The sequence below is a fragment of the Haladaptatus rarus genome, from assembly GCF_054177585.1.
In genome coordinates, this window is sequence record NZ_JBPEHG010000001.1 from 616,330 (window position 1) to 640,511 (window position 24,182).

Sequence of the window (24,182 nt, forward strand, 5' to 3'; positions counted from 1 at the left end):
GGATATGGATACCGCAAGCGAGGGTCTCGACAACGAACGCACGTGGATCGGCGGTGTCGTCGCCGCCATCGTCGCGCTGGTCGGTGGCGCACTGGTCTTCCCGAAACAGGTGTACGACGGCTTTATCTGGCACTACTTCTGGGGACCGGTGGCTGCTGACGCGAAAGGTGCGTCGTGTGCCGTCCGCGACGGCGGAACGACGAAGTACATCTACGACGCCGGAACCTGTGCGACCGCGCCGGAACCCGTCGCCGTTCCGGGATACACGCTCGTCTCCGAGGTCGGCTACGCCGTCACGCTCATCGTCGCACTGCTCGGCGTCGTCTTCCTCCTTCGCCGACTCGACGTCGGACAGGACAGGAGCCTCTTCTACGCCCTGTTCCCGTTCATGTTCTTCGGGGGGGCACTCCGGGTGGTGGAAGACGCGAACGACGCGCTCCGACAGGCAGGGGCCGAGGCGATTCCGTTCCCCTTGAACACGCTCATCATCAGCCCCATCATCTACTTCACCGTCTTCGCCATCACGCTCGCAACACTCGTCGTGAGCGTCTCACTCGCACGACGAGGGGTCTTCGAGGATTACGAGTATCCCCTCGCAAGCGTCGGCACGCTTGTCCTCGCAGTCACGATCGGATATCTGTTCGTGCTGGCGGCCACCACCCAGCGTGTCGGTCTCTACCCACAGGTGCTCATCGTCGTCCTCGTCGGTGCCACATTGGTCACGGCGGTCACGTGGAAAGGAATCGAGACGTTCGCTCCGGAGATCAACGCCGGGACGGGGTTCATCGGTGCAGTCGTCATCTGGGGCCACGCGGTCGATGGTGTCGCGAACGTCGCGGTGCTCGACTGGGCCGGTGCGCTCGGACTCGCCGGAGAGTACGGCGCGAAACACCCGGTGAACCGGGCGATCATCGACATCACGTCGGGCGTTCTTCCCGAATCCATCACGGGAGTTATCGGGACTGCGTGGCCGTTCTTGCTCGTCAAGATCGCCGCCGCGCTCGCGGTCGTCTGGGTGTTCGACGAACAGATCTTCGAAGAGAGTCCACGGTACGCCATCCTGTTGCTAATCGCTATCCTCGCGGTCGGTCTCGGGCCAGGAACGCGTGATATGCTTCGAGCGACGTTCGGAATCTAGGACAGCCGCTCCAACGTCGATTCGGGGAAGTATTGCTTACCGCAATTTTGACACGTCGCAACCTCGACCGGCTCGGTGACAGCCAGACCCAGATGGTCGGCGGAGACGCTTTCTTTGGATAGCGGTGAGCCACAGGTCGCACAGGATAGATCATATTCGGTCGTCATACTATCACCACAGCCGATGTGTAATCCTGTTTATGCATGATTAATTATTCACCACTCTGTGAGATAGGACACTCATTAGTATAAATCCTATGTACATCACTAGCACATTACCACTCCAGCACACGACGGAAATACGCCCAGACGCAGTACGAATACACTACTTCAACCCACTGCGACGATCACGATTGGCGACTCTGCGAATACACCGATCGACGACACTACGGATACGCGTGCGGCTCTCGGTCGAGCCGTGGCTCAAATCCGAGTTCGTCCGGGACCGACCGTGCGCGCTCGCCGAAGAACGGCTCACCAGTGAACAACGGCTGTGCCGCTGGAGCGAGCACACGAATCGCCTCGAAGCCGAGAGACTCCACATCACGGGTCGTGAGGCGTGCACCGTACACGTCGAAGGCGTCACTCGCCCGAGTGACGACGGTCTCTAACTCTTCTTTCCCCGCCGGAACCGAGTCACCGACGTTCGCACTGGGAACCGTCGTCTTCGGCGTAACGAACTCACGGACTGGCTCCGGAAAATCGGCGTAGTGTGCGATAGCACCCTCTGCATCCGCCGCTTCTTCCTGGCCCATCAGCTTCAGTTCCGTCCAGTTCTGGAGCGCCTCGGCGAGCGCAGACCGGGCGGCAGCATCCGGGTCGAGGTCGGCACCGGAACCGAGCGCGAACTTCGGCCACTCGTCCTCTCGATGCACTGCCACAGCGACCACCGGGACGTCTACGTCCTGGGTCACCAGCAGGGCGGTCACGTCGAGCGATTCCGCCCGTGCCCGCTTCACCAGCGTCTCGAAGCCAGAGTCGTCGATAGCCAGCCCGAGCGGTTCGAATGTGGCGTACCACGCGAGCATCGTCGCGTCGCGTTCGATCACCTCGTACAACCCCGACAACAGGGCTTCTGCCGTCGAGTTACCCAACCCCAATCCCGTCGTTATCGGGGGCTTGAACTGCGCGGCTGGCGGCGGGAAGTGGACGAACTCCGCAGGGAGATGCACCGGGTCGCCCGTCGCGAGATCACGACCGGGAACCCAGGCGAGTTCTTCGTTTCCAGGGTCTGGCCACCCCGTCGGTCGCACGAACTCAGCTGGCGAGACGGCATCCGTCAGGTCGGATGGTCGTGCCACTCCGAACGACGATTCGCGGTAGATGCCCGCACAGTATCGCTCTATCGCCTCGCCGAGCGCCTTCATCAACGCTTCGTTCCACTCTGCAGAGACACCGGCCGCCTTCTCCGCGGCACGTGCGTCGCTGAACCCCGTGGTGTCGCAGGTCTCCGCGAGATAGTAGGGTACAGGAAACGAAGCGACCTCCCCGAGCGACCGGACGATACCGACGCGGTCGTCGAGCGCTCCCTCGGCGTGTGCGACCGCATCCTCCAGCGAGCGCTCCCTGTGGCCGATTCCGAGCGTTCGGTCTCGGGGGTCGCCACAGACTGGACATCCGGGAACCGGTAGGAGTCGTCGCTCTGCGTGGGGGAGTTCCATCACACCGCCGAGCACTGCCGACTCGCCACCGGACAGAAGCGTCACCGCCTCGCGCCCGGCGAGTGCTCCAGCAAAGCGCGCCGTCGTGGTGGCGACGGTACCCTCGTCGCCACCCCTCCCTTCTGCGACCTTCCCTTTACCATCCCTCTCTTCGCCATCCATCCCTTCCGCGTTCGACGCGACTCGGGTGGACAGACACTCGAAACACGCCGTCGCAGGGGCGAATCCGGAGATGGCCGCGTCGACACCGGGAATCGCGTGACCGCCGACACCACCGAGTTCGACGGCCAGCCAGGGAGTTCCAGATCGGTTTACCTGTGCGAAGGTGGTCGACCCGACGTCGTCAACGACGACAGCGAGATCGACGTCGGCGACGTCGTCCGGTTCGATTTCGGTGACGGTGCCATCGACATCCCCGAGTGCCGCCACGACAGCCTCGGCTGCGGGGCCAACTCCGACGACGCCCAGCGCGTTGCTCATGTACGAAACGAGACGGGCAGGTGGCAAAAACGCGGCGGATAGAATTCAGAAGCTATCGCTGGAGGCTGCAAGAAAATGGAAAAGTTCGAGCTTAGTGAAGGATGCCCTGTGCGACACTGGCGAGCTGGTCGGTGTCGGCGCTCTGGAGGTCGTCGTTGGCGAGCTTCAGGCGCAGGCGCGGGCGACCAACGTCGATGGGAACCTTCTCCGTGCCGATGAGACCCATGTCTTCGAGCTTGGTCTTCGTGCGGGAGAACGTCGCCTTGCTGGCGATGCCGACGTCCTCGCCCCACTTGCTGATGTCGTAGAGCAGGGCTTCGTTCTTCGCTGCGACGAGGAGACTGATGGTCACTTCGTCCAGACCATCGCCGTCACCACGTGCGGTTTCGAGCGACGAGAGGACGCTGTTGAAGTCGCTCTCGGCGTCGGCACTGATCTCGTCGCGAAGCGTCTCGCGGACGCGCGAGATCGGGGGTGTGCGCAGGGTGAAGTCTGCGGCATCGTCCCACTCGGTCATGTACGTGCTGTAGGCCGCATCGACGAACTCCTCGTCGTCGGAGGTCAGCCCACCCACACGGTCGCCTGCGGTGACGAGCGCGATGACGAGGTCGTCGGTGACGAGCAGGGAGTTGCCGGACGAATCGTTCGTGGTACGCAGTGAGAGTGCACCCTCGTCGATGAGGTCTGCGGTGTTGCTGGCGATGATGAAGTCTTCCATCACGTCTTTGAGGGTCGTCTCGTCCGCGAGCATACGCATCTCGGGGAGGTCACCCTCGTACTCGGTGGCTGCATCGATGAGTTCTTCGATGGCGTTCGCCGACGGGTCGACGACGAGCATGGCTTCGGGGGCTTCGTCGATGACCGCCCGGAGGATTTCGTGGACGCTTTGGTTCAAGAGGTTCGATTTTGTTTCCATACAGGTAGGGACGATATTCAGCTATTTAATTTTAACGTTCGCCTACGACGGAAATCATGGGTTATGTACCGTGAACAATTAGTCAATGTCGTAATTATAATCTCCCAATTAGTATAATACCACCCTGAATCGGCATGAGCATTCAAGAAATTTGAATTTCGAAGACCGCCGTTGGGCGCTGAAGTGATATACAGCAATGTGCATATTTCGGGCAGTTCAGCCGTTGTTGAACGGGTCTCTCGATATAAATCCGGATGGTAATCGTTAATTACCAATTGCATTTTGCGTGAACAGTCCGAAAGAATGAAGTATAGATGTGAACAACCAACATATGACATGCAAGGTAAAATTCAGCAGTGGCTTGCAGAACACCCAGTGGCGTTGAATGCAGCATTCAGTCTGATGATCGGTTACTCGTACATACAAGGAAGTACTGTCGATCCTCTAGCGGCATCCGGTGGAACCGCAGGACCTTAATCAGCCTTAATTTGGGCGAACAAATCATTTTCTTCTGACCAGTACAGTTCACCATCGTAGAGTATCGGCATTTCGGCTCTCATGAGGAACGAACAGAGTTCGTCTGTGTTCAACGAGAAGGCCGCGTTATTTCCGTGTAGATACAGCTTATCGTTATCATCGATATACGGTTGATAACAACCGCCGACCATCGACACCGAAACGGAGAGCGATTTGTAGGTGAGAACGAAGTCGTTCCCACTGGGTTCGATCTGACCCCAGACAGGCAGGTAGTTCTTCGATTGCGTTAATGTGTGCGTCCCATCACCGACGACCGAGTAATCCTTGTTCATCATGATGCGCCGACGCGCAAGTTGGAGAGCGTGTTGGATGCTGAACCCGTTTATCAGTAGCCGCGCAAACGAGACCCCGACTTTCGCGGCCTGCTTGTTCAGCACTTTGTTGAACGTCACTGCGCCAGCCACACTTCCTTTTCGTACGAGTTCCAGCCCTTCGTAGTACGAACCACAGGCGTTCAGGAAGAACGTCTGAACCTGACTTTCTTCGATATCATTGATAGCGAGATTACCATCGATACACCGTAAGCCACTCTCTTCACAGTGCCCGATGTAGTGAACGAAGTCGTACTGTGACTCGAACACCTCGGCGAGTTCACCACGGGTCAAGTGCTCGCGAATCGTAATGTTGATCGGAAGGTCTTTGGCACGATCCAGGTAGATGTCCGCCGCGCTTTCTCTTTCGTCGCCCATCTCTCCGTCGTTCAAAATGAGAACGACCTCGATATCTCCTTCCTCACGGTTGAAGTACTTGAACCGGTTCTTGTACGTCTTCGGCTCGACTTTGAACACGTCGATGGGAACGCCCTCGGCGAGCCAGCCGTGGACACGCCCACGATGCAATTCGGGCTTTACTCTATCGACGGAATTGACGTTCTCGGCGCGCCTGACTCGGTACGAATCCCCGGCCGCGATTGCCTGTTGCCCGAAGTACGACGCGCTCGGTACGCTGCGATAGAAGTCACCAAGCGAGGCATCCAACAGTTCGTTCCGATTGAGATCGGACGACTCCGGGAGATAGATGAGACCGAGGTTCGACAGGAGATACGGTAGCGTCGAGATGTTTTCGACGCTCGGCTCGACGTACATCGACAGATGCCAGTCCGGCAACTCGTTGTCGATACTGTCGAAATCGCAGAGGTCGTAGGTGACGAGCTGTTCGGCAGGTGTCGAGTCGTAGACAGTCTCTGCGTCGATGTCGGCCTCGTCGAGAAGCGGCATCTCCGCGAGGTTCCAGTAGTGTGGCCCTGCGTTTCGAACGAGGCAGTCGAGGAAGAACACCTGTCGAAGTAGCGAAGCTACTTCGTGCTGGTAGTCCGGAAGCGGACTGAAACGATACGTGAAGTTGACCGACGGAGCACGAAGAACCGGCGCAGAGCGCCGTTCGACCGTCACATCGGCCTGTAAGTAGTACGCCAGTGGAGCCGTAACGAACAGACTGTCGAAATCGTCGGGGACACGCAGTTCGATTCCAGTCTCTTTCTTCTCGTCTCGCACCTGCTGTGGAATGTCTATCTCTCCGCCCAGTTCGAATCGCGGTGGATGGCCACGGAGCGAGGGATACGACCGATCGGGCCCGGTCGTCTTATGCGACGAGGATGCGTAGGTGAGTGCCGTCGCCAACCCCTCGGTCGTCGGTGGAATCGTTATCGTGTCGACTGGCATCTTGTGGTGGCTACGAAAGCCGAGCGTTATCGGAATGCAGTCGTGGAAAGAGATGATTAACTCGTCGTAATCCGAGGTCTTCCGAATCGTCGCGGAGCCCGAAAATCTGATGTACGTCTTGATGTTGCCGTGGATGTTGGCCAGATACTCACCGTCTGGAAGGGTGAGTACCTCGGTGTCACTTCCGTGATGAAACCGTTCTTCAGTTTCCATCTCGGTGATGCTCACCAAGTTCGGTGGGAATCGGAGTTTCGAGGCGTGACCGGCGACGGTTTCGTCGATGGGTCTCTCGATGTCTCGTGGCTCACCACGAGTTTTCCAGTCGAGCGCACCGATCGAAATCTCGGTCTTCGCGCGGTCGAACGCCCGAATTCCGGTTTCCGTCTCCTCCCACTCGATCATGCCGGTAATAAAATCGTTAACTCACTGTTAGTTTATATTTCTATCGGGGGGAGTGAAGCGTGCTGTCCGAAAGGTAAACTTATAGGCCGTGGTGACCGGGATTTGCACATGGAGTACGACCACGTTCGGGCGGTCGATCCGGAAGTCGCCGACGCACTCGAAGCCGAAGTCGAACGCGAACGCGACACGCTGGAGATGATCGCAAGCGAGAACTTCGTCAGTGAAGCAATACTCGAAGCACAGGGAAGCACACTGACGAACAAGTACGCAGAGGGGTATCCCGGCGAGCGATACTACGGCGGTTGTGAGCATATCGACACTGTCGAAGAACTCGCCATCGAGCGCGCGAAGGAACTCTGGGGCGCAGAGCACGTCAACGTCCAACCACACAGCGGTTCGCAGGCGAACATGGGTGTCTACCTCGCGGCGCTCGAACCGGGCGATAAGATCCTCTCGCTCGACCTGACCCACGGTGGCCACCTGAGTCACGGTCACCACGTCAACTTCGCCGGAAAGCTGTACGAAGTCGAGCAGTACAAGGTGGACGCCGAGACGGGCTATCTCGACTACGACACGCTGTACGACCACGCTGTCGAGTTCGAACCAGACATCATCGTCTCCGGCTACTCCGCCTACCCCCGGCAGGTCGAATGGGAGCGGATCCAGGAGGCTGCCGACGAAGTTGGCGCGTACCACCTCGCGGACATCGCACACATCACTGGCCTCGTCGCAGCGGGCGAACACCCCTCGCCGGTCGGCATCACCGACTTCGTCACGGGTTCCACCCACAAGACGATCCGTTCGGGTCGTGGTGGCATCATCATGTGCGACGAAGAGCACGCAGACGCCGTCGATTCTGCCGTCATCCCCGGAATGCAGGGTGGTCCCCTCATGCACAACGTCGCTGGCAAAGCTGTTGGCTTCAAGGAAGCACTCGAACCGGAGTTCGACGAGTACGTCGCCCAGACCGTCGAGAACGCGAAAGTTCTCGGTGAAACGCTCCAGGATCACGGCTTCAGTCTCGTCTCCGGCGGCACGGACACCCATCTCGTGCTCGTGGATCTGCGCGAATCGCACGAAGACGTGACCGGCAAGGATGCGGAGGAAGCACTCGAAGAGGTCGGGATCGTCCTCAACGCGAACACCGTCCCAGGTGAGACGCGCTCGCCGTTCGTCACCAGCGGAATCCGCGCAGGGACACCTGCACTCACGACGCGGGGCTTCGACACCGAGGATATCACGGTCGTCGGCGACCTCATCGCGCGCACAGTGAACCATCTAGATGACGAAGACGTGAAGGCGGAGGTTGCAGAGCGAGTCCAGAACCTCTGTGACGCGAACCCGCTGTACGAGTAACGTCCACGACCCTTTTTTCTCGCGGAACACGGTAGACGTAACTGCTCACGATTGGAGTTCGAACTATGCTAGAACAGTTAGCCGGTTTCACGAACGCCGATATCGTCTTCACCGATGGCCGAACGCTCACCGACGTCCGTGTCGCCATCTATCCGGGGTGGATACGAATCCAGACCGAAACCGCGAATCAGTTCCACCCGCGCGAGCAGATAGACCGAATACAATCGAGTCGGGATACCGAGTAGGTTCTGCCGAGATATACACCCATATGTATAGAATCGTCTTGTGAATTCTCGAAATGAGCACGAACCCGAATGTTGAAGGGGCTTCGAAACCCACGACTCACCAATGGTAGACATCATCGACGGGAAGGCAGTCGCCGAGCAGATTCGAGCCGACCTCGGAGCGAGCATCGAGACGTTGGAAGATGCGGGCGTAACACCCGGACTGGCGACGGTGCTCATGAGCGACGACCCTGCGAGTGAGACCTACGTCTCGATGAAACAGCGCGACTGTGAGGAGGTCGGTATCGAAGGTATCCACGTCGAGATCGACCCCGACGCGCCTGCCGAAGAGCTGTACGACACCATCGACGATCTGAACGACGACCCCGACGTTCACGGGATGCTCGTCCAGATGCCCGTCCCCGACCACGTCGATTCTCGCCGCGTCATCCGAGCCATCGACCCAATGAAAGACGTGGATGGCTTCCACCCCGAAAACGTCGGGATGCTCGTCGCCGGAGACGCGCGTTTCAAACCCTGTACGCCCCACGGCGTTCAGAAACTGCTGGCTTGGGTGGACGTCGACCCGGAAGGGAAGGACGTGGTCATCGTCGGCCGGTCGAACATCGTCGGTAAACCCCTCGCCAACCTGCTCATCCAGAAGGCGGACGGTGGCAACGCGACCGTGACGGTCTGTCACTCCCGCACCGCCGATCTCGCCGCGAAGACACGCGCAGCGGACATCGTCATCGCAGCCTGTGGCGTTCCCGAACTCATCGACGGGTCGATGCTCTCCGAGGGTGTGACCGTCATCGACGTCGGCGTCAATCGCGTCGATGCGGACACAGAAAAGGGGTACGAACTCGTCGGCGACGTGGAATTCGAGAGCGCGAAAGAGAAAGCAGGAGCGATCACACCGGTCCCCGGCGGCGTCGGGCCGATGACTCGCGCGATGTTACTTTACAACACCGTGAAAGCCGCCGGTCAGCAAGAGGAAGTCGAGGTCGAACTGCCGTAACAGGAACCCATCGTAACTGAAACCTCCTTCAGTCCGAATCAACCAGAGTTGGAACCCTACCCCAGTCGGGAGAGCGTCTCCCGCGTGCTGATGAGTGCCTCTTCGTCGCCGTCCCGGAGGTACCGGGCGAGATTACGGGCTGACGAGACGAGGCCATCTGCCGTGTCGATGTCGAGACCACGTTCGAGTGCGCGGGCACGACGGATGTGTTCGCCCAGCGTTTCGAGCGTTTTTCGTCCTTCCCTGTCCACGTCGTGTTCTCTGACCCACTCGTTCATGTCACGGTGGTAGTCGGAGAGCGCCTCCGAGTAGGCGAGGCCCCGAACGTCGTACATGGACTTGGGGACGTCTGTGGAGGCGGGACGTTCTCCCTCGTCGGCCCCCCGAAGGAGGGAGACGAAGTAGATCTCCTCGTCGTCGGTCACGTCGAACGCGCGACCCACCACGTCGGCGACGTGGCGGAGTTCCTGTGCTGCGAGGTAGGTGTCGTCCAGTAGGCGAAGTTCGCCACCCTTGATGAACCCACGTTTTCTGACGTACTCGCGTGCTGCATCTTCTGCGAGGTCGGCGACCTCTCGGAGCGGTCGGGCATCCATCGCCTCGCGTGCTTCGGCCAGTTCGAGCGTCGCGGCACTATCCGTGTGCTGGACGCGATCTTCTTCGACGCCGACGCTTCGCATGCTGCCACACTCCGGGCAGGCGACGCTCCCCGTCTCGTAGTACGACCACTGCGCCCCACAGTCCTGACACTCGCGGGTTCCACGAACTTTCATGTTCCTCACTTGGAGTGCCGAAGTGAAAACTCTCGTGAACGGGGGCCGGGAAGAACGACGGACAGGTTTATGAGGGATGTCCAACAAAAAACAGGTATGTCGTCACCTGATTCGACATCGACGGCGGAGGATAGAGTAAGTCGCTTCGATGCGACTGGTCGAGAAATTCTCGACCACGTGTAGTGCAACCCATTCTGAGAGCGCGCCCATTCCCGACCAGACGCCAGTCTCGGATTCGAGCACGGATAACGGCGTCTCGGTGGACATCTTCGGCGAGACGCACGAACTCACCAGACGTGAGGCCAACCAGTTGCGAGACGCTCTCGGTCGGGCACTGACGGAGCGCCGGGAGTTTTTCAACACGGTCGGCGAACACCGCGAGGACGGGAGCTACGTCGTCTCGCGCAGAGGTGCGGACTCGGCTGGCCACCGGAAGGTGTTCGAGCGATTCGAGATGCTGGCCCGACTGTACGACCGGCTTCCGGCGGAGTTCACCGCCGACGAGGTGGGCGAACGCGGATTGACCGGTGGGCGACGACACATGCTCGTCCACCACTTCGCGGAACACCCCGGATTCGACTGTGAACTGGTCTCGCGCCAACCGCTCACGGCGCGGAAGGGGTGACATCGAAGCGGGAACGAGAACCGTCGAGGTGAACGCTTTTCGGGGTGGACTGCCTCGTCCCGCGTATGCCACGTCCCTCGACGTTCTCCATCGTCGCGCGAGACCCCGAGCAGAACGCTGTCGGCATCGCCGTCCAGTCGAAATTCGTCAGCGTCGGCTCCGTCGTCCCGTTCGCCAGCGCAGACGCGGGTGCCATCGCCACGCAGAGCTTCGCCAACGTCGCCTACGGGCCGGACGGTCTCGACCTACTTCGGTCGGGACGCCCCGCCGACAAAGTCGTGATGGAACTAACCGGAGCCGACCCCGAGTTCGAATCGCGCCAGCTCGGCGTCGTCGGGCAGGACGACTCGGTCGCCGCGTTCACCGGCGACGAATGTTTCGACTACGCGGGCGACATCCAGGGCGACCACTATACCGTCCAGGGGAACATCCTGGAGAACCGCGAGACGATAGAGGCGATGGCCGAGACGTTCGAGGAGACCGAGGGTGGGCTTCCGGAGCGACTCATCGCCGCACTCCACGCGGGCAACGAAGCGGGCGGCGACAAACGCGGCGAACAGAGCGCGGCACTGTACGTCGTCAAACCAGAGGGCGGGTACGACGGCCGCAACGACCGCTGGGTGGACGTACGCGTAGACGACCACGAAACCCCCATCGACGAGTTAGAGCGGGTGTTCAAGATCTACGACGTGACGCTCCTCGAACGTGCGGAACCGGAGGAGACCAGCGAGTTATCGGGGGCAACCGCCGAAGCGGTCGCCGAGACGCTCGCCGACCTCAATTTCTTCGACGGAACGCCCACTGAGAGCTTCGGCGACGAAGAACGCGACGCCCTCGAAGATTTCCGCGGGGTGAACAACTTCGAGAACCACTCGTTGGCCGTGCTGGAGGACGCGCTGGCCCGTGGGTGGGACGACGCCGACGGCGACGGTGAAGCGCGTATGGTCGATGCCATCTGGCACGGGTTGTCGCGGCTCGAACGGAAGTGACGGCTAGAAGCAGATCTCTTCGACGTCTTCTCACACCTTCATCGAGTGAAGACCGCAATCACGTTGTCCCAGAAAGCCCTCGTGGGCTATCCTCGCGTCCCGCGCTTCGCACCTCACCTCGCTCGCGTTGCTCACGAGGACACCAGGGAATCGCTCGGACGAGTTAGCGCGCTTTTCGTACTTTCGAAGTGAGCGACCACAACCGTTCTAGCCCACGACGTTCACATGGTCATGTACTGAAATGCACTGAAACATACTATTTTGTACTAAATATACTGATCAAAAGCACGACGAGCAGTATATAAACGTACAAAAACGCCGTCTCGTAGACGCCGACACTGATAACCCACACGAACTTAAATTGATTCCATATGAGAGACGAAGAGGAGATCCGCGAACAGTACGAGTTCCTCAAAGAACACCTAGACAGCGACGAGATGAACCACGAAAGCGTCCGCCAGATGTTCACATATTACAAGCGGGCGTTGGGGTGGGTGCTTGAAGAGGAGCACATATGACTTTCTTCAGATATGTTTCCCACCCTCATGGAAATCGTTACCTTTAAGTTATTACACCGTATTGTTGCAAGTGACGCTTCGCTTTGGAGGGCCGAAGCGTCAGCGGGGACCAATTCAGGGCGGCAAGCGGTTCGCGGGGTCTTTTCACCCCCGCGTGTTCCGCTTTCCTTTCGAAGCTAATCACCGAGCGACAGCACTCTCTACTGCAGATAACTAACGACGGGAGAGTACCGACTCTGCATTTCGAACCACAGATTCGCCATTCGATACTGCTGATACGCCTCTCGACAGCCTTACCTACAACCCACCGCTCGACACCTCTCCACTCACGCCTCTTTACTCGATACTACCGACACATCTCTCGACAGTATCGACTCACAGGTCTGAACCACGATCAGCGAAAAATCACTACGTCGCAGCGTTTCAGATCGTTATTCGATCTCCAGCGACCCGCTACTGCCGTCTTCGCCCTCTTTCCATTCGAGTTCGAACTCGACGCTCGTCTCGGCTCGACCGGTCGCCGACGTTTCGCGCTCGGCTTTCACTTCGAACACCGGACGGGTCGGCGGGTCGAGCGTGACCGACTGGCTCCCCGCATTCAGGGTGATCGGCTCGCCGCTATCGAGTTTGTCCGCGACGGTCCGGAGGTAGGCGGCGATATCGCTTCGGCTCTGGGTCGTTTCGGTCTCGAAGAGCACTTCTTCTGGCATACATCTACAGAGGTCGCCCATGGTCATAAGTGCAATCCCACCGTGCCCAACGGTGACGTGACAACGATTGAAATCCAATCCCGAATTGAGTGAACAGATATATTTATTTTATTCATATACATATCGGCGATATCGACGATGCACGAGTTGACGGGATTCCAGCGAGATATTCTGTATGTTATCGCTGGCCACGGCGAGCCGCATGGACTGGCTATCAAAGAAGACCTGGAGAAGTATTACGACGTGGACGTCCACCATGGGCGGTTGTATCCCAACCTCGACACGCTGGTCGATGCAGGGATGGTCGAGAAGGGTGAACGCGACCAGCGGACGAACTACTACGCGCTCACCGACGACGGAGAATCAGAGATCGAAGCGCGCAGGAAGTGGGAACAACAGTTCGTCGAGCACTGAAACGAAGCGCCGTCGGCGCTCGAAAGCCGTTGCCGTCAGTGTCACGCAGTGAACGCTCTCGTCGGGTCACCAGCTTCGTGCTTTTCGTTTCTCTCCACCGATATCGCCACGCCACCCGTCTTTCACGTTCTGAATAGCTGTTCTATTCGCTGCCGGTCTCTTCTTCCCCGGCCCAGTAGTCCACGGAATCGTCGCGGTGGTAGTAGCCGTGGAGGCTTCGATCGTCACGCCCGCCCGGTGGCGACCCGACGAACACTCCGAATTTCTCCGAGTCGGGATACACCGTCACCTCCGGGTCGTCCATCGTCGAAACAGCGAGATACGTCAGTGGCTCGTCAGAGTCGTTGATGACCCGATGGGCACCACTCTCGTCGGCGGGCAGAGCGACGTAGTCACCCTCGGTCAGCGACAGCATCTCGCCGTCGAGTCGGAGGCGTCCCGACCCCGAGAGGACGAAGATCGCCTCCTCGTTCCGCGTGTGATAGTGATAGGGCCACGACCGTCGGCCCGGTGGAATCTCGTACAGACTACAGCCGAGTCGGTGGCCGTCTGCTGCCTCACCCAATTCCTTTCGTTTGAAGACCGTCTCGCCACGTTCGAGCGTCGTCCAGTCGAGTGAACCTTCGCTGACTTTCCCCATACCGGACAGGAAGTTCTCGACCGAGATAATGGTACGCTGAGTGATCAGAGTGCGCCGAATCGCAGACCCGCGATGGGCCGAGGCGCCATCAGTCGTCCGATTCGTCGCCGTCTGTCGGCGTCATCTCCGGCGGTTCGTCCGCCACGTCGGATTCGTCGGTCCCTGTCTCGGTGGTTTCCATCCCCGTAGTACCGATATCCGCCGATTCCACCGGATCACGCGGTGGCTGTGGGATGGACTGCCCACCCTGCAGGTAGGTCGGATCGACTGCCCACGGCTGGATCGGTTTGCCCGCGATGAGTTCCGGCAGGACGACTTCCACGAAGTGGACGACGAGGACGAGCAACATCGGCCCGAGGAAGATACCGTACCAGCCGAACAGCAACGGGCCGAAGATGTACGCGAACATCACCATCCCGACGTGGAGGTTCCGCCCGGAGACGTAGGGGCGTAAGACGAGGTCGGGAATCGAATCGACGATGACGAACGAGACGAGGGCGAACACCGCCGGGAACCACAGTACACCGGGATCGCGCATCATCAGCGCGTCGACGCCGATGACCGCAGTAACCGGGAAGTAGACGAGTTTCATCCCGACGACGGGAATGAGGCTGGCGACACCTGTCAATAGCCCCACGACCGTCGGATACGGGATGGCCAGTCCGGGTGGGGCGACCATGTTGATGACGTTATAGGAGATCGCACCGATCGTGCCCGTCAAAAATGCGTTCAGGATGTTCCCGAAGAAGATGCTGTTGAAGTCGGTATCGACGCGCTGGACGTACGCTTCGAGGACGCCCTCGGTGTCCCCGAACGTCCGGCGGAACCACCGCGAGAGTTTGTGGTCGTCGCGGAGGAGGTAGAACGCGATGGCGATCATCACGAACAGATGGAGCGCAGCAGTCCCGACGAAGCCGACGTACTTGAGCGTCGAGCCGAACGCCTCCTCGATGATCTTCGTGTTGTTTCCGTTCATCAGGAACTGCTCGGGATGCTGTGCGACCGTGGAGACGTTCGCGTACTGACGAACCGACTCCGGAAGCGACTCGACGGGCGTGTTCTGTACCACCGTCGAGAGCTCTTGCAGCCCGATGGCCAAGGTGTAGACGACGAGCAGGATGGCGGGGAGTGCGAGCGCCAGCAGCGCGACGGCTGCAGCGAGACTCGGTGGCCGAACGACCCGCCTGAGCCGACGGTACACCGGTCTGGTCGCGTAGTAGAGGAAGAGACCGAAGACGAACGTTCCGATGAACGAGTAGATGACGAAGAGCGTCGCGAGACCCAGCACCCCACCTGCGGCCCACCATGCGGCACGGGATTTGTCAATATTCCATCGGCTGCCCATACGAGGGAAGTTTGCCCGGAGCGCATAAAGATTTCGCGCACGCCACCGCTGTAGCAACAACCCTTTTAGGCAGGTGGGGTCGTAGTTCGGGGAGTGCCTGGATTCGAAGACGTGTTCGCGACGGCGACGTTGGACAGCGAAGTCGTCAGGATCGCCATCGCAGGAGCACTCGGTCTCTTCCTCGGACTGGAGCGTGAGTGGTCGCAGAAATCAGCCGGAATCCGAACGTTCACGCTCATCAGTCTCCTGGGTGCGGCGTTCACCATCATCGACAAAGACGTGCTACTCGCCCTGGGGGGCCTTCTCGTCATCGTCCAGGGAATCCTTCTCGCCGTGCAGGGGTTGATGGACGACGACGAAGATACCGGACTCTCGCTCACCACGTCCGTCTCGATGCTCGTGACGTTCGGCGTCGGCGTGTTGGTCGCGGAGGGACTCATCCTCGTCGGCGTCACCGTCGCCGTCGTCTCGTCGCTCCTGCTCGTGCTGAAACGAGAACTCCATAGCTTCGCGTGGGGACTCTCACGAGAAGAACTGCGTTCTGCGGCGGAGTTCGCCATACTCGCGTTCGTCATCTATCCGCTCTTGCCACCGGGCGAAGTCGCACTCGGGGGAATCACCGTCAGTCCCCGTCTCATCTGGCTGATGGTCGTCACCGTCGCGGGCATCGGCATCGCAAACTACGCCGTCGTCGAGATATACGGCGGTCGTGGTATCGCCGTGACGGGCTTCTTCGGCGGACTGGCCTCCTCGACGGCCGTCGTCGGAACCATGCTCGACCACGTCCGCCAGCGCCCGGAAGCGGCTTCCTACGGCGTGGCGGCCATCTTGCTCGCAGATGCGGCGATGGCGCTCCGCAACCTCGTCATCGCACTGGCGTTTACCATCGGGGATCCGGACAAGACGCTGTACGGCGCTATCCTCCCGCTCGGAACCATCATCGTCGGAAGCGTCGCCATCGCGGCCTACTCCGCCGACTGGTCACAGAAGATGGACATCGACCTGGACAGTCCGTTCTCGCTCCAAAACGTGCTCGGATTCGGCGTCATCTTCCTGCTCGTCGTGGTCGGTGGTGCGGTGGCGAAGAGTCAGTTCGGCCAGACTGGGTTCTACATCACGGCCCTGCTGTCGGGGTTGGTTTCCAGTGCTGGCGTGACCGCCTCGGCAGTCACACTTTACGTCGGTGGGAACCTGAGCCAGCAGACCGCCGTGTTCGGCATCCTGCTCGCCACTGCGTCGAGCATCATGGTGAAGGCCGCGTTGACCATCTCGGCCCCGAACCGGAAGTTCGCCTATCGGGTGGCCGTCTGGAGTACGGTGTTGCTCGCGGGGTCGGCGATCGCTGCCATCGTCGCAGTTGTCTAAATCTGCACAACGAACTTTTTAAAATGGGGCTTTCCGTACGCGGGTGCATGAACCGCGACACGGCGGAACCACGGGTTCAGGAGATGCCCGGCAAGAAAGCTCGACAATGGGCTGACTACCACCACCAGTTCGCTGCACCGACCACCTACGTCTACGATTTCGTCTGGGATATCACCGAAGATGCGGAAGGACCGTTCTGTACTGACGTCGACGGAAACGTTCTCCTCGATTTCACGAGCCACGTCGCTGCCGCCCCGCTCGGCTACAACAACCCCAAAGTGATGGACAAACTCGGCGAGTTAGATCTCGTCGATCCGACGAAGATCGCGGGACAGGACTTCTACGCATCTGGAGGCTGGCCGCCGGAAGACCCCGAGTTCCCCGGCCCGTCGCAGTTGATGGATCGACTCATCGACATCACCAGCCACTACGACATGGACACGATCTTCCTGTCGAACTCCGGTGCTGAAGCCGTCGAGAACGCCATCAAGATCTGTTACGCCCACGGCGGTCACCGTGCGTTCAACTTCGACGGCGCGTTCCACGGTCGTACGCTCGGTGCACTTTCGCTCAATCGCTCGAAAGTCGCCCACCGAAAGAGCTACCCCGAGATTCCGGGAATCGTGAGCGTCCCCTACTGCTCCTGTGAGGGCGAATGTGAGTGTGGCTGGAAGACGAACGGACCGGGTGGCAACGTCATCGCCGACAAACTCGACCCCGAGCAAGGCATCGTCGCTCCCGAAGAGGTCTCCTACCTCATCCTCGAACCCGTTCAGGGCGAAGGGGGCTACCGCGTCCCGAACGACGATTTCGTCGCCGACGTCGCCGAGATACGGGAGCGATTCGACATCAAGGTCATTGCCGACGAGATCCAGTCCGGCCTGGGTCGCACGGGTGAGATGTGGGCAATCGACCACCTCGACCTCGAACCCGACGTCATCACCAGCGCGAAGGCGCTCCGTGTCGGCGCGACCATCTCCTGTTCGGAGACGTTCCCCGAGGAGAAGGGCCGACTCTCCTCGACGTGGGGCGCTGGCGACATCCTCTCCTCGCTTCAAGGTGTGCTCACCATCGACGCCATCCAGGAGCACGACCTGCTCTCGAACGTCGCCGAACGCGGTCGGCAGGCCCGAGAGATCATCGAAGATGCAGACCCCGAACCCGTCGTAGACGTGCGCGGTCGCGGTCTGATGCTCGCCGTCGAGTTCGACACGAAAGATCGCCGCGAGGCGGTCGTGGACACCGCCCTCTCGCGTGGCCTGCTCACGCTCGGCTGTGGCTACAAGACCCTCCGTATCCTCCCGCCACTCGACGTGACCGAACGCGAGATCGACCTCGGTATCAACCTCCTTCTCGACGCCATCGAGGACGCGGCGTAGACGCTATACCCGTTCGTGGCGTTTAGATTGCATGAGCGTCACGGCTGACCTGACTATCTCCGGAGAACAGTTCGCTCTCGGCACAGCGTTGCTCACCGACACGGACGTTCACGTCGAACTGGAACGCGTCGTCCCCGCGTCACAACAGGTACTTCCGTTCTTCTGGGCCACCGGCACCGAGTTCGAGTCGTTCGAGCGAGAAGTAGAGACGAGTCCACACGTCGAAAATCTCGTCCTGCTCGACCAGGTCGGCGACCGGATACTCTACCGAGCAGAGTGGGGGTCGGAGGTGGAGAGTTTCATCCACGGTATCGTGGCGGTCGGTGCAACCATCCTCGAAGCGCACAGCAACGACGAGTGGCGCTTCCGCCTTCGATTCGACGACCACGAAGATCTCTCCGATTTCAATGACTACTGCGACGACCACGATATCCAGTATCGCCTCGACCGAGTGTTGACGGATACGGACGTAGACCATCAGGAGTTCGGGTTGACGGACGAACAGCGAGAGGCGCTGGTGCTCGCCGTCGAACGCGGCTACTTCGACGTTCCTCGGGGCGTGACGCTGGGTGACCTCGCCGACGAGTTCGATATCTCACAGCAGGCACTCTCGGAGCGTGTCCGTCGCGCTGCTGGGAACGTCCTTCGAACCGTGCTCTTCGACGTTGACGAGTAGAATATAAGAATGTCTGTAATAACAGGCACTACCACTATCCGGAACACACTGCTTGTGACAGACGACAACCAATGGGGAATCGATTGCCATCCAACAACGAGACAACCGCGTCGAACACCAACGAAGCCGCCGCGTCGAATCCAGATAAATCGTCGTTTCACGATGCGGTACAGACGAACGGACTGGAAACCCTTCTCGACGTGCCGCCGGAACTCCACGCGGCTCTGGCGAACGAGTCGCGACAGGCCGTACTCGCTTATCTCGATAGTACCGGTGGACGAGTAAGCGTCCCCGAACTGACCGAGCATCTCGTCACGACCGATGTCGAACCCGACCGACGGAGCGCTCGGATCGCCCTACACCACACCCACCTTCCCAAGCTCGACGACACCGACCTCATCGAGTGGCGTCGGAACGGGATGGTTTCGTTGACGGTCGAGTAGTGGTCAGAACTGATATCGTCGCTCGTCGTCGCGCTGGGGGAACTGATCTGCTCCCGTCATCTCCTCGAACGTCATCCCGGAGAGATACTCGTCGTATGTCACGTCGTAGGTTCCTCGAAGGTGGAAATCGAGGTTTCCGCGCTCAACCGTCGATTGGAACAGCGTGTGGATAGCGCGCCGAACGAGTTCGTCGGGGTCGTCGGGGTCGAGCGCGGCACTGAGCATGGCGAGTTCGTTGCGCGTCTGGCGGTCGAGGGACACGGCGAGTTCCTCGTCGAGGGTGGAGTAGGCGGCTTCGACGTCGTCCGTCAGGTCGTCTAAACTCATGGCCGGGAAGTCGGACGGCGTCGGCATACCGCTTTCGCTCTAGAACTCCTCGCCGCAGTATCTGCATTCGTCCCTGCTGGCGTAGTTGCGAACGTCACAGTGCGGGCAGACGATGAAATGCTGAGATTCCGGACTCGACTCGCGCGCCGACCGACCACCCCGGCGTCGGTGGAGCGCCATCCCCAGCCCGGCAAGGACGAACGCTCCACCCAACGTGAACCACGCTGCGGGATTGCGCGCGAAGACGAGCGGCGCAATCGGGGCAACGATGATCACGACGCCGATGAGAATCAGCGTGGAGGGCTGTACGTGCATCCTCGAAGGATTGCGACGACCGTACAATAAGCCTTCAGGTTATCGAATTCGGTACGTCATTCGGTATCACTAGGCGAACAGTGCAGCCAGTGGCCGTGACCCTGGCCTGCTTCACGGCAGGTCATTCGGCAGAGGCAAGCGAAGGAGCGTTGCGGTCGGTGACCGTCAACACCAGCGCGTAGCCAAGACAGGCTAGCCCCGATGTGAACCAGAGCCACGGGCCAGCACGCAGGTAGAACGGGATGGCGTACGGCCCGAGAGCGAAGGCGGCACCGAGGAGGACGAACGTTCGTGGGCGCATAGACTGGGCACTCGGCAGACGGGAATAAGTTTTCTCGTCGTCTGCGAACCGCTATCGGTAAACCGACCCCGACCAAAACGCCGATGATGACCGATACGGCGTGGTCGCTGCCGGACGATTCCGACGCAGTACGTGATGCTCTGGTCTCGTGGTACGAGGACGACCACCGGTCGTTCCCGTGGCGCGAGACGGACGACCCCTACACCATCCTCGTCTCCGAGGTGATGAGCCAGCAGACGCAACTCGGGCGCGTCGTCCAGGCGTGGGAAGCGTTCCTCGACCACTGGCCGACCGCCACCGCCCTCGCGGAAGCCGACCGCTCCGACGTGGTCGGCTTCTGGACGAGTCACAGCCTCGGCTACAACAATCGCGCGAAATATCTCCACGAAGCCGCAAAGCAAGTCACCACCGAGTACGACGGCCAGTTCCCCGAGGCACCCGAGGAACTCAAGAACTTGCAGGGTGTCGGCCCGTACACCGCGAACGCGGTCGCTTCCTTCGCGTTCAATACTGGCAACGCTGTGGTGGACACGAACGTCAAACGCGTCCTCTACCGGGCGTTCGACGTGCCGGACGACGACACAGCCTTCGAGGAGGCCGCGAGCGAGCTCATGCCCGAGGGCGAATCGCGTGTCTGGAACAACGCCATCATGGAACTTGGCGGCGTCGCCTGCGAGAAGACGCCCGCCTGTGACGCGGCGGGGTGTCCCTGGCGCGAGTGGTGTCACGCCTACGAAGTGGGTGACTTCACCGCGCCCGACGTACCCACGCAACCGAAATTCGACGGCTCGCGCAGGCAGTTCCGCGGGCGCGTCGTCTCGGTGCTCAGAGAGTACGACGAACTCCCCCTCTCGAAACTCGGGCCCAGAATCAGGGTGGACTACGGCGGAGAACATGGTGAGGAGTGGCTTCGTGAACTGTGCTCTGATCTGGCAGACGATGGGTTAGTGGAGATGGGGAACGAGGAGGACGACGAAGGTGGGGAATGGATCGTGGGGCTAAAGCGGTAGATAGCTCGAAAAACCTCGCAGTGAAGAACGACTACAATCTATTTCGTCTTCTCAGCCCTATCGTTCTCCATGACCGGCCAGCCACACGTCGTCGCAATCTGCGGCAGTCTCGGGGACGAGAGCACCACTCGATTTTCGCTCGAACACGCCCTCGCAGGTGTCGAGGAAGCGGGCGGAACCGGCGAACTCCTCGATCTGCGCGAGTTCGACCTTCCGCTGTTCGACCCGGACGTTCGAGAGACAGGGGACGCCCCTGAACTGAAACGTCGCGTGCGCGAGGCGGACGCTGTCATCCTCGGGACGCCGATGTACCACGGGTCGTACTCTTCGGTGCTGAAGACTGCCCTCGACTACTGTGGTTTCGACGAGTTCGAGCACAAGACGGTCGGCCTGCTCGCGGTCGCAGGTGGGCGCTTTCCGATCACCGCGATGGACCACCTGCGGTCTGTCTGCCGGTCGCTAGACGCGTGGGTGCTCCCCTACGAGGCCGCCGTGCCGCGGTCACACAGCGCGGTGATGAACGGCGAGTTCACTGACGAGGAACTGGAAAACCGGGTCGTGGCACTCGGACGGCAGACGGTTCGATACGCCAAGATCGAACCGTGTCCGGCGAGCTTCGAGAGCGAGGAGAACGTCGGCGCGGTGGACTAGGGTCGGGTGCCGTTCGACTGCTCGACCCTACCGTTCGACGGGGAGGGACGCACCGACGAATCCGACGAATATCCCTGCCGCGTGTGCGAAGATGTTCACGAAACCACCGTTTCGAACCGTCTCCGCAGGGAACGAGCCGACGATCGTGAGGGCGGAAGCGAACAGTCCCGCACAGACGAGCAGACCGGTCGCCGGTTCGTTTCGTCCCCAATCGAATATCTCCGTTCCATCCGAAATCGCTCCGTTGTACACGCCGAGCAAGAACCCGAGCGTCAGGAGAACAGCCGAAAGGATGAAAACGACGCCGAGGGTGCCGGTTCGAGTGGCTCCGAAGCCACCTGCAACCAGGATGAGGAACAGCCCGGCGAGATAGTACGTATCGCGCGTTTCGAAGTTCGCTTCGACGTATCCGAGGACGGTGAGCAGTAGATAGCCACCGAACGCGCCGACGATACCGGAGAATCCACGGTCGAACCGTGGAGCGACACCGATGACGATATCCAGAACGAGATAGCTGAATCCGGCTATCAGCGGTGGGGCGACGAGGAGAAAGAAACAGGTCGCACCCCAGAACTGGCGACGGCGAGACCGAACAACCGAGAGCAGCCATCCGAGCGAGGCGACCAACAGGTAACTTCGCACGTTCCCGACGAGATGGCCGTCGTTCGGCAGTGGTTGGTGAACGTACACGTGTGTCCAGAGCGTGTACCATTCGACGTTTCGGTGGTTCAACGCGAGCGAGTTCTGCAAAGGTTGCGAGGTGAGATAGTGTATCAGAACCAGGATGGTTGGGACGAGCGAGAGCAACGCGACATCGAAAACGAGGGTTTTCCTCCCGTATCGGTTCCACGCTTGCGACACAGTGGTTCGTTCGACAGGCGGACGATCTCGCTCTACCAGCACCATACATCAGAACCCTGACGTTCGGCGATATACCTTTCGTTCGTGATGATTCCGGAGCTATCGGAAAGGAGGTTACGTTCGAGTGATCGTTCGTCCGAATATCATCCCGACTCCTCGTTCGCAGTGGGTAACTCGAATAAGCAATTCTTTTGATGCCGGATTGAGCGCAGTTCAGGTATGCACAAAATCACGAACAGTGGGTGGGTCGAGGTCATCACCGGCTGTATGTTCTCCGGGAAGACCGAAGAACTGCTGCGTCGCCTCCGACGCGCGGAGATCGCTGGTCAGGAGGTAGCCGTGTTCAAACCTGCGCTGGACGACCGCTACGGCGAGGACACTGTCGGCTCACACAACGGCGCGTCGTGGGAAGCGACCGTCGTAGAACCTGACGACGAGGGCGTCTGGGAGATCCTCGAGCAACTGAACGGCGAGAAGGTCGTCGCCATCGACGAGGCGAACTTCTTCTCCGCGAAACTAGTCGCGGTCTGCGAACAGCTCGCGGAAGACGGCAGGCGCGTCATCGTCAGCGGTACCGACCAGACGTTCCGTGGCGAACCGTTCGACCCCCTACCGCAACTCATCTCGCTGTCGGAGTACGTCGAGAAGCTACAGGCGATCTGTGCGACCTGTGGCGAACCGGCGACGCGCAACCAGCGGCTCATCGACGGGGAGCCAGCACACGTCGACGATCCGACGATCCTCGTCGGCGCACAGGAGTCCTACGAAGCGCGCTGTCGGAACTGTCATACCCTCCGCACCGACTAATAGAACCGTGACACAGTGGGTCGAAAATCCGACGGGCGGGCGCGACCGCGGGCCGCAGGCGATCGCTCGCGCGTGGATCGAAGTGATCGTGCGCCCTCGGCGATTCTTCAATACTGGGGTCGCGCCCGGCGACCAGGCACCGGGGATGGTGTTCGGCGTGCTGGTGACGCTCGTCGAGGTCGCCTCTCGGATGGCGTTCGGTGGGGTGGCTGTCGGAGACATCGCAGGCGGGCCGCTTCTCACGAAACTTCTCGCGCTGGGGCTGGTCGGGTTGTTCATCGCGCCCGCCGTCCTCCACCTCACTGCGGCGCTTCAGACGGTTCTCCTGATGATCTTTGTTCCGAATCGGGCGGGCATCAGCGAGACGGTACAGGTCATCGGCTACTCGGTCGCGCCGTGTCTGTTCACGGGACTGCCCATCCCCGAGCTTCGCGTCGTCTGTACGTTGTACGGCGCGGTGTTGCTCGCGGTCGGCGTGAGTGAGATTCACGGCACGTCGCTGTTCCGGGCCGCGGTCGTGACCGCGTTGCCTTCGGCAGTGGTGTTCGGCTACGGCTTCCGCGGGTTCGGCGCACTCGTCGCAGTGTTCCCGGCACTCGCCGACGTCGTCCCGTGGTAATTAAGGCAGGGACACCGTATCG

The 24,182-nt window shown here is 60.3% G+C and carries 28 protein-coding genes; 16 read left to right on the top strand and 12 right to left on the bottom strand.

Translation table 11 applies throughout. The features are described from left to right. Window positions 1-4 precede the first annotated feature (4 nt). Entirely contained in the window at window positions 5-1,138 is a 1,134-nt protein-coding gene (locus tag ACR3FE_RS03420; RefSeq protein WP_458205457.1) for a DUF63 family protein, read from the top strand. Here the strand turns inward: ACR3FE_RS03420 and ACR3FE_RS03425 are convergent. The 4 genes from ACR3FE_RS03425 to ACR3FE_RS03440 all read right to left on the bottom strand — a co-directional run bounded on the left by ACR3FE_RS03425 (window position 1,135) and on the right by ACR3FE_RS03440 (window position 6,794). Then, complete coding sequence (locus ACR3FE_RS03425; RefSeq protein WP_458205459.1) at window positions 1,135-1,305, bottom strand: DUF7479 domain-containing protein; 171 nt, start codon at window positions 1,303-1,305, stop codon at window positions 1,135-1,137. The two genes, ACR3FE_RS03420 and ACR3FE_RS03425, sit on opposite strands and share 4 nt — an antisense overlap. Window positions 1,306-1,523: 218 nt before the next feature. Continuing rightward, a complete protein-coding gene (locus tag ACR3FE_RS03430; RefSeq protein ID WP_458205461.1) occupies window positions 1,524-3,278 on the bottom strand; it encodes a YcaO-like family protein in 1,755 nt (584 codons plus the stop codon). A 91-nt stretch (window positions 3,279-3,369) separates the two neighbouring features. Further along, a complete protein-coding gene (gene tbsP, locus ACR3FE_RS03435; protein ID WP_458205463.1) occupies window positions 3,370-4,194 on the bottom strand; it encodes a transcriptional regulator TbsP in 825 nt (274 codons plus the stop codon). A 473-nt stretch (window positions 4,195-4,667) separates the two neighbouring features. Next, window positions 4,668-6,794, bottom strand: a complete 2,127-nt coding sequence (locus ACR3FE_RS03440; RefSeq protein ID WP_458205465.1) for a hypothetical protein — start codon at window positions 6,792-6,794, stop codon at window positions 4,668-4,670. Window positions 6,795-6,902: 108 nt separating this feature from the next. On the opposite strand from ACR3FE_RS03440, the gene glyA reads away from it, so the two are divergent. The 3 genes from glyA (at window position 6,903) to ACR3FE_RS03455 (ending at window position 9,392) form a co-directional block, all read left to right on the top strand. Then, on the top strand, window positions 6,903-8,150 hold the full coding sequence (gene glyA / locus ACR3FE_RS03445; RefSeq protein WP_458205467.1) for a serine hydroxymethyltransferase: 1,248 nt from the start codon (window positions 6,903-6,905) through the stop codon (window positions 8,148-8,150). A 65-nt stretch (window positions 8,151-8,215) separates the two neighbouring features. Next, complete coding sequence (locus tag ACR3FE_RS03450) at window positions 8,216-8,395, top strand: hypothetical protein (protein WP_458205469.1); 180 nt, start codon at window positions 8,216-8,218, stop codon at window positions 8,393-8,395. 103 nt (window positions 8,396-8,498) lie between these two features. Further along, window positions 8,499-9,392 carry a bifunctional methylenetetrahydrofolate dehydrogenase/methenyltetrahydrofolate cyclohydrolase gene (locus tag ACR3FE_RS03455; RefSeq protein WP_458205471.1) on the top strand — a complete coding sequence of 298 codons (894 nt, stop codon included), beginning with the start codon at window positions 8,499-8,501 and terminating at the stop codon, window positions 9,390-9,392. 56 nt (window positions 9,393-9,448) lie between these two features. On the opposite strand, the gene ACR3FE_RS03460 is transcribed toward ACR3FE_RS03455, so the two are convergent. Then, window positions 9,449-10,165 (bottom strand): DUF7117 family protein, encoded by a 717-nt coding sequence (locus ACR3FE_RS03460; protein WP_458205472.1) that lies wholly within the window; start codon window positions 10,163-10,165, stop codon window positions 9,449-9,451. Window positions 10,166-10,424: 259 nt separating this feature from the next. Here ACR3FE_RS03460 and ACR3FE_RS03465 point away from each other — a divergent pair, with 259 nt between their 5' ends. From ACR3FE_RS03465 to ACR3FE_RS03475, 3 genes are all read left to right on the top strand, one after another. After that, window positions 10,425-10,790: a DUF7528 family protein gene (locus ACR3FE_RS03465; RefSeq protein ID WP_458206003.1), complete on the top strand. Its 366-nt coding sequence runs from the start codon at window positions 10,425-10,427 to the stop codon at window positions 10,788-10,790. Between the two features lie 65 nt (window positions 10,791-10,855). Further along, window positions 10,856-11,779 carry a DUF1028 domain-containing protein gene (locus ACR3FE_RS03470; protein ID WP_458205474.1) on the top strand — a complete coding sequence of 308 codons (924 nt, stop codon included), beginning with the start codon at window positions 10,856-10,858 and terminating at the stop codon, window positions 11,777-11,779. A gap of 371 nt (window positions 11,780-12,150) precedes the next feature. Further along, entirely contained in the window at window positions 12,151-12,297 is a 147-nt protein-coding gene (locus ACR3FE_RS03475; protein ID WP_458205476.1) for a hypothetical protein, read from the top strand. Between the two features lie 431 nt (window positions 12,298-12,728). Here ACR3FE_RS03475 and ACR3FE_RS03480 read toward each other — a convergent pair whose 3' ends face one another. After that, entirely contained in the window at window positions 12,729-13,007 is a 279-nt protein-coding gene (locus ACR3FE_RS03480; protein WP_458205478.1) for an amphi-Trp domain-containing protein, read from the bottom strand. A gap of 138 nt (window positions 13,008-13,145) precedes the next feature. Between ACR3FE_RS03480 and ACR3FE_RS03485 the strand changes: the two genes are divergently transcribed. Next, a complete protein-coding gene (locus ACR3FE_RS03485) occupies window positions 13,146-13,421 on the top strand; it encodes a PadR family transcriptional regulator (protein WP_458205480.1) in 276 nt (91 codons plus the stop codon). Between the two features lie 142 nt (window positions 13,422-13,563). On the opposite strand, the gene ACR3FE_RS03490 is transcribed toward ACR3FE_RS03485, so the two are convergent. Both ACR3FE_RS03490 and ACR3FE_RS03495 read right to left on the bottom strand, forming a co-directional pair. Continuing rightward, window positions 13,564-14,061, bottom strand: a complete 498-nt coding sequence (locus ACR3FE_RS03490; RefSeq protein WP_458205481.1) for a cupin domain-containing protein — start codon at window positions 14,059-14,061, stop codon at window positions 13,564-13,566. A gap of 88 nt (window positions 14,062-14,149) precedes the next feature. Next, on the bottom strand, window positions 14,150-15,406 hold the full coding sequence (locus ACR3FE_RS03495; protein ID WP_458205483.1) for an AI-2E family transporter: 1,257 nt from the start codon (window positions 15,404-15,406) through the stop codon (window positions 14,150-14,152). 93 nt (window positions 15,407-15,499) lie between these two features. Between ACR3FE_RS03495 and ACR3FE_RS03500 the strand changes: the two genes are divergently transcribed. From ACR3FE_RS03500 to ACR3FE_RS03515, 4 genes are all read left to right on the top strand, one after another. Further along, window positions 15,500-16,771, top strand: coding sequence for an MgtC/SapB family protein (locus ACR3FE_RS03500; RefSeq protein ID WP_458205485.1), 1,272 nt, complete (start codon window positions 15,500-15,502; stop codon window positions 16,769-16,771). 47 nt (window positions 16,772-16,818) lie between these two features. Then, entirely contained in the window at window positions 16,819-18,150 is a 1,332-nt protein-coding gene (locus ACR3FE_RS03505; RefSeq protein ID WP_458205487.1) for a class-III pyridoxal-phosphate-dependent aminotransferase, read from the top strand. Window positions 18,151-18,181: 31 nt separating this feature from the next. Beyond that, the gene (locus ACR3FE_RS03510) at window positions 18,182-18,826 is read left to right on the top strand and encodes a helix-turn-helix domain-containing protein (RefSeq protein WP_458205488.1); all 645 of its coding nucleotides are present in this window, start codon (window positions 18,182-18,184) and stop codon (window positions 18,824-18,826) included. Between the two features lie 71 nt (window positions 18,827-18,897). Next, a complete protein-coding gene (locus tag ACR3FE_RS03515) occupies window positions 18,898-19,269 on the top strand; it encodes a DUF7344 domain-containing protein (RefSeq protein ID WP_458205489.1) in 372 nt (123 codons plus the stop codon). Between the two features lie 3 nt (window positions 19,270-19,272). On the opposite strand, the gene ACR3FE_RS03520 is transcribed toward ACR3FE_RS03515, so the two are convergent. The 3 genes from ACR3FE_RS03520 to ACR3FE_RS03530 all read right to left on the bottom strand — a co-directional run bounded on the left by ACR3FE_RS03520 (window position 19,273) and on the right by ACR3FE_RS03530 (window position 20,212). Continuing rightward, the gene (locus tag ACR3FE_RS03520; protein ID WP_458205490.1) at window positions 19,273-19,596 is read right to left on the bottom strand and encodes a ribbon-helix-helix protein; all 324 of its coding nucleotides are present in this window, start codon (window positions 19,594-19,596) and stop codon (window positions 19,273-19,275) included. Between the two features lie 39 nt (window positions 19,597-19,635). Beyond that, window positions 19,636-19,911, bottom strand: a complete 276-nt coding sequence (locus ACR3FE_RS03525) for a hypothetical protein (protein ID WP_458205492.1) — start codon at window positions 19,909-19,911, stop codon at window positions 19,636-19,638. 121 nt (window positions 19,912-20,032) lie between these two features. Next, window positions 20,033-20,212 carry a hypothetical protein gene (locus ACR3FE_RS03530; RefSeq protein WP_458205494.1) on the bottom strand — a complete coding sequence of 60 codons (180 nt, stop codon included), beginning with the start codon at window positions 20,210-20,212 and terminating at the stop codon, window positions 20,033-20,035. An 86-nt stretch (window positions 20,213-20,298) separates the two neighbouring features. Between ACR3FE_RS03530 and ACR3FE_RS03535 the strand changes: the two genes are divergently transcribed. Further along, a complete protein-coding gene (locus tag ACR3FE_RS03535) occupies window positions 20,299-21,222 on the top strand; it encodes an HhH-GPD family protein (protein ID WP_458206004.1) in 924 nt (307 codons plus the stop codon). 69 nt (window positions 21,223-21,291) lie between these two features. Continuing rightward, entirely contained in the window at window positions 21,292-21,873 is a 582-nt protein-coding gene (locus ACR3FE_RS03540) for an NADPH-dependent FMN reductase (RefSeq protein WP_458205496.1), read from the top strand. 27 nt (window positions 21,874-21,900) lie between these two features. Here ACR3FE_RS03540 and ACR3FE_RS03545 read toward each other — a convergent pair whose 3' ends face one another. Continuing rightward, the gene (locus ACR3FE_RS03545; RefSeq protein ID WP_458205497.1) at window positions 21,901-22,779 is read right to left on the bottom strand and encodes a hypothetical protein; all 879 of its coding nucleotides are present in this window, start codon (window positions 22,777-22,779) and stop codon (window positions 21,901-21,903) included. Window positions 22,780-22,953: 174 nt separating this feature from the next. On the opposite strand from ACR3FE_RS03545, the gene ACR3FE_RS03550 reads away from it, so the two are divergent. Both ACR3FE_RS03550 and ACR3FE_RS03555 read left to right on the top strand, forming a co-directional pair. Further along, a complete protein-coding gene (locus ACR3FE_RS03550; RefSeq protein ID WP_458205499.1) occupies window positions 22,954-23,541 on the top strand; it encodes a thymidine kinase in 588 nt (195 codons plus the stop codon). Window positions 23,542-23,548: 7 nt separating this feature from the next. Then, window positions 23,549-24,160, top strand: a complete 612-nt coding sequence (locus ACR3FE_RS03555) for a YIP1 family protein (RefSeq protein WP_458205501.1) — start codon at window positions 23,549-23,551, stop codon at window positions 24,158-24,160. The last annotated feature ends 22 nt before the right edge of the window (window positions 24,161-24,182 follow it).

Excerpts from the sequence above, each read along its gene's own strand:
- ACR3FE_RS03420 (WP_458205457.1), top strand. The coding sequence starts at position 5 with ATGGATACCGCAAGCGAGGGTCTCGACAACGAACGCACGTGGATCGGC.
- ACR3FE_RS03425 (WP_458205459.1), bottom strand. The coding sequence starts at position 1,305 with ATGACGACCGAATATGATCTATCCTGTGCGACCTGTGGCTCACCGCTA.
- ACR3FE_RS03430 (WP_458205461.1), bottom strand. The coding sequence starts at position 3,278 with ATGAGCAACGCGCTGGGCGTCGTCGGAGTTGGCCCCGCAGCCGAGGCT.
- tbsP (WP_458205463.1), bottom strand. The coding sequence starts at position 4,194 with ATGGAAACAAAATCGAACCTCTTGAACCAAAGCGTCCACGAAATCCTC.
- ACR3FE_RS03440 (WP_458205465.1), bottom strand. The coding sequence starts at position 6,794 with ATGATCGAGTGGGAGGAGACGGAAACCGGAATTCGGGCGTTCGACCGC.
- glyA (WP_458205467.1), top strand. The coding sequence starts at position 6,903 with ATGGAGTACGACCACGTTCGGGCGGTCGATCCGGAAGTCGCCGACGCA.
- ACR3FE_RS03450 (WP_458205469.1), top strand. The coding sequence starts at position 8,216 with ATGCTAGAACAGTTAGCCGGTTTCACGAACGCCGATATCGTCTTCACC.
- ACR3FE_RS03455 (WP_458205471.1), top strand. The coding sequence starts at position 8,499 with ATGGTAGACATCATCGACGGGAAGGCAGTCGCCGAGCAGATTCGAGCC.
- ACR3FE_RS03460 (WP_458205472.1), bottom strand. The coding sequence starts at position 10,165 with ATGAAAGTTCGTGGAACCCGCGAGTGTCAGGACTGTGGGGCGCAGTGG.
- ACR3FE_RS03470 (WP_458205474.1), top strand. The coding sequence starts at position 10,856 with ATGCCACGTCCCTCGACGTTCTCCATCGTCGCGCGAGACCCCGAGCAG.
- ACR3FE_RS03475 (WP_458205476.1), top strand. The coding sequence starts at position 12,151 with ATGAGAGACGAAGAGGAGATCCGCGAACAGTACGAGTTCCTCAAAGAA.
- ACR3FE_RS03480 (WP_458205478.1), bottom strand. The coding sequence starts at position 13,007 with ATGCCAGAAGAAGTGCTCTTCGAGACCGAAACGACCCAGAGCCGAAGC.
- ACR3FE_RS03485 (WP_458205480.1), top strand. The coding sequence starts at position 13,146 with ATGCACGAGTTGACGGGATTCCAGCGAGATATTCTGTATGTTATCGCT.
- ACR3FE_RS03490 (WP_458205481.1), bottom strand. The coding sequence starts at position 14,061 with ATGGGGAAAGTCAGCGAAGGTTCACTCGACTGGACGACGCTCGAACGT.
- ACR3FE_RS03495 (WP_458205483.1), bottom strand. The coding sequence starts at position 15,406 with ATGGGCAGCCGATGGAATATTGACAAATCCCGTGCCGCATGGTGGGCC.
- ACR3FE_RS03505 (WP_458205487.1), top strand. The coding sequence starts at position 16,819 with ATGAACCGCGACACGGCGGAACCACGGGTTCAGGAGATGCCCGGCAAG.
- ACR3FE_RS03510 (WP_458205488.1), top strand. The coding sequence starts at position 18,182 with ATGAGCGTCACGGCTGACCTGACTATCTCCGGAGAACAGTTCGCTCTC.
- ACR3FE_RS03515 (WP_458205489.1), top strand. The coding sequence starts at position 18,898 with ATGGGGAATCGATTGCCATCCAACAACGAGACAACCGCGTCGAACACC.
- ACR3FE_RS03520 (WP_458205490.1), bottom strand. The coding sequence starts at position 19,596 with ATGAGTTTAGACGACCTGACGGACGACGTCGAAGCCGCCTACTCCACC.
- ACR3FE_RS03525 (WP_458205492.1), bottom strand. The coding sequence starts at position 19,911 with ATGCACGTACAGCCCTCCACGCTGATTCTCATCGGCGTCGTGATCATC.
- ACR3FE_RS03530 (WP_458205494.1), bottom strand. The coding sequence starts at position 20,212 with ATGCGCCCACGAACGTTCGTCCTCCTCGGTGCCGCCTTCGCTCTCGGG.
- ACR3FE_RS03535 (WP_458206004.1), top strand. The coding sequence starts at position 20,299 with ATGACCGATACGGCGTGGTCGCTGCCGGACGATTCCGACGCAGTACGT.
- ACR3FE_RS03540 (WP_458205496.1), top strand. The coding sequence starts at position 21,292 with ATGACCGGCCAGCCACACGTCGTCGCAATCTGCGGCAGTCTCGGGGAC.
- ACR3FE_RS03545 (WP_458205497.1), bottom strand. The coding sequence starts at position 22,779 with ATGGTGCTGGTAGAGCGAGATCGTCCGCCTGTCGAACGAACCACTGTG.
- ACR3FE_RS03550 (WP_458205499.1), top strand. The coding sequence starts at position 22,954 with ATGCACAAAATCACGAACAGTGGGTGGGTCGAGGTCATCACCGGCTGT.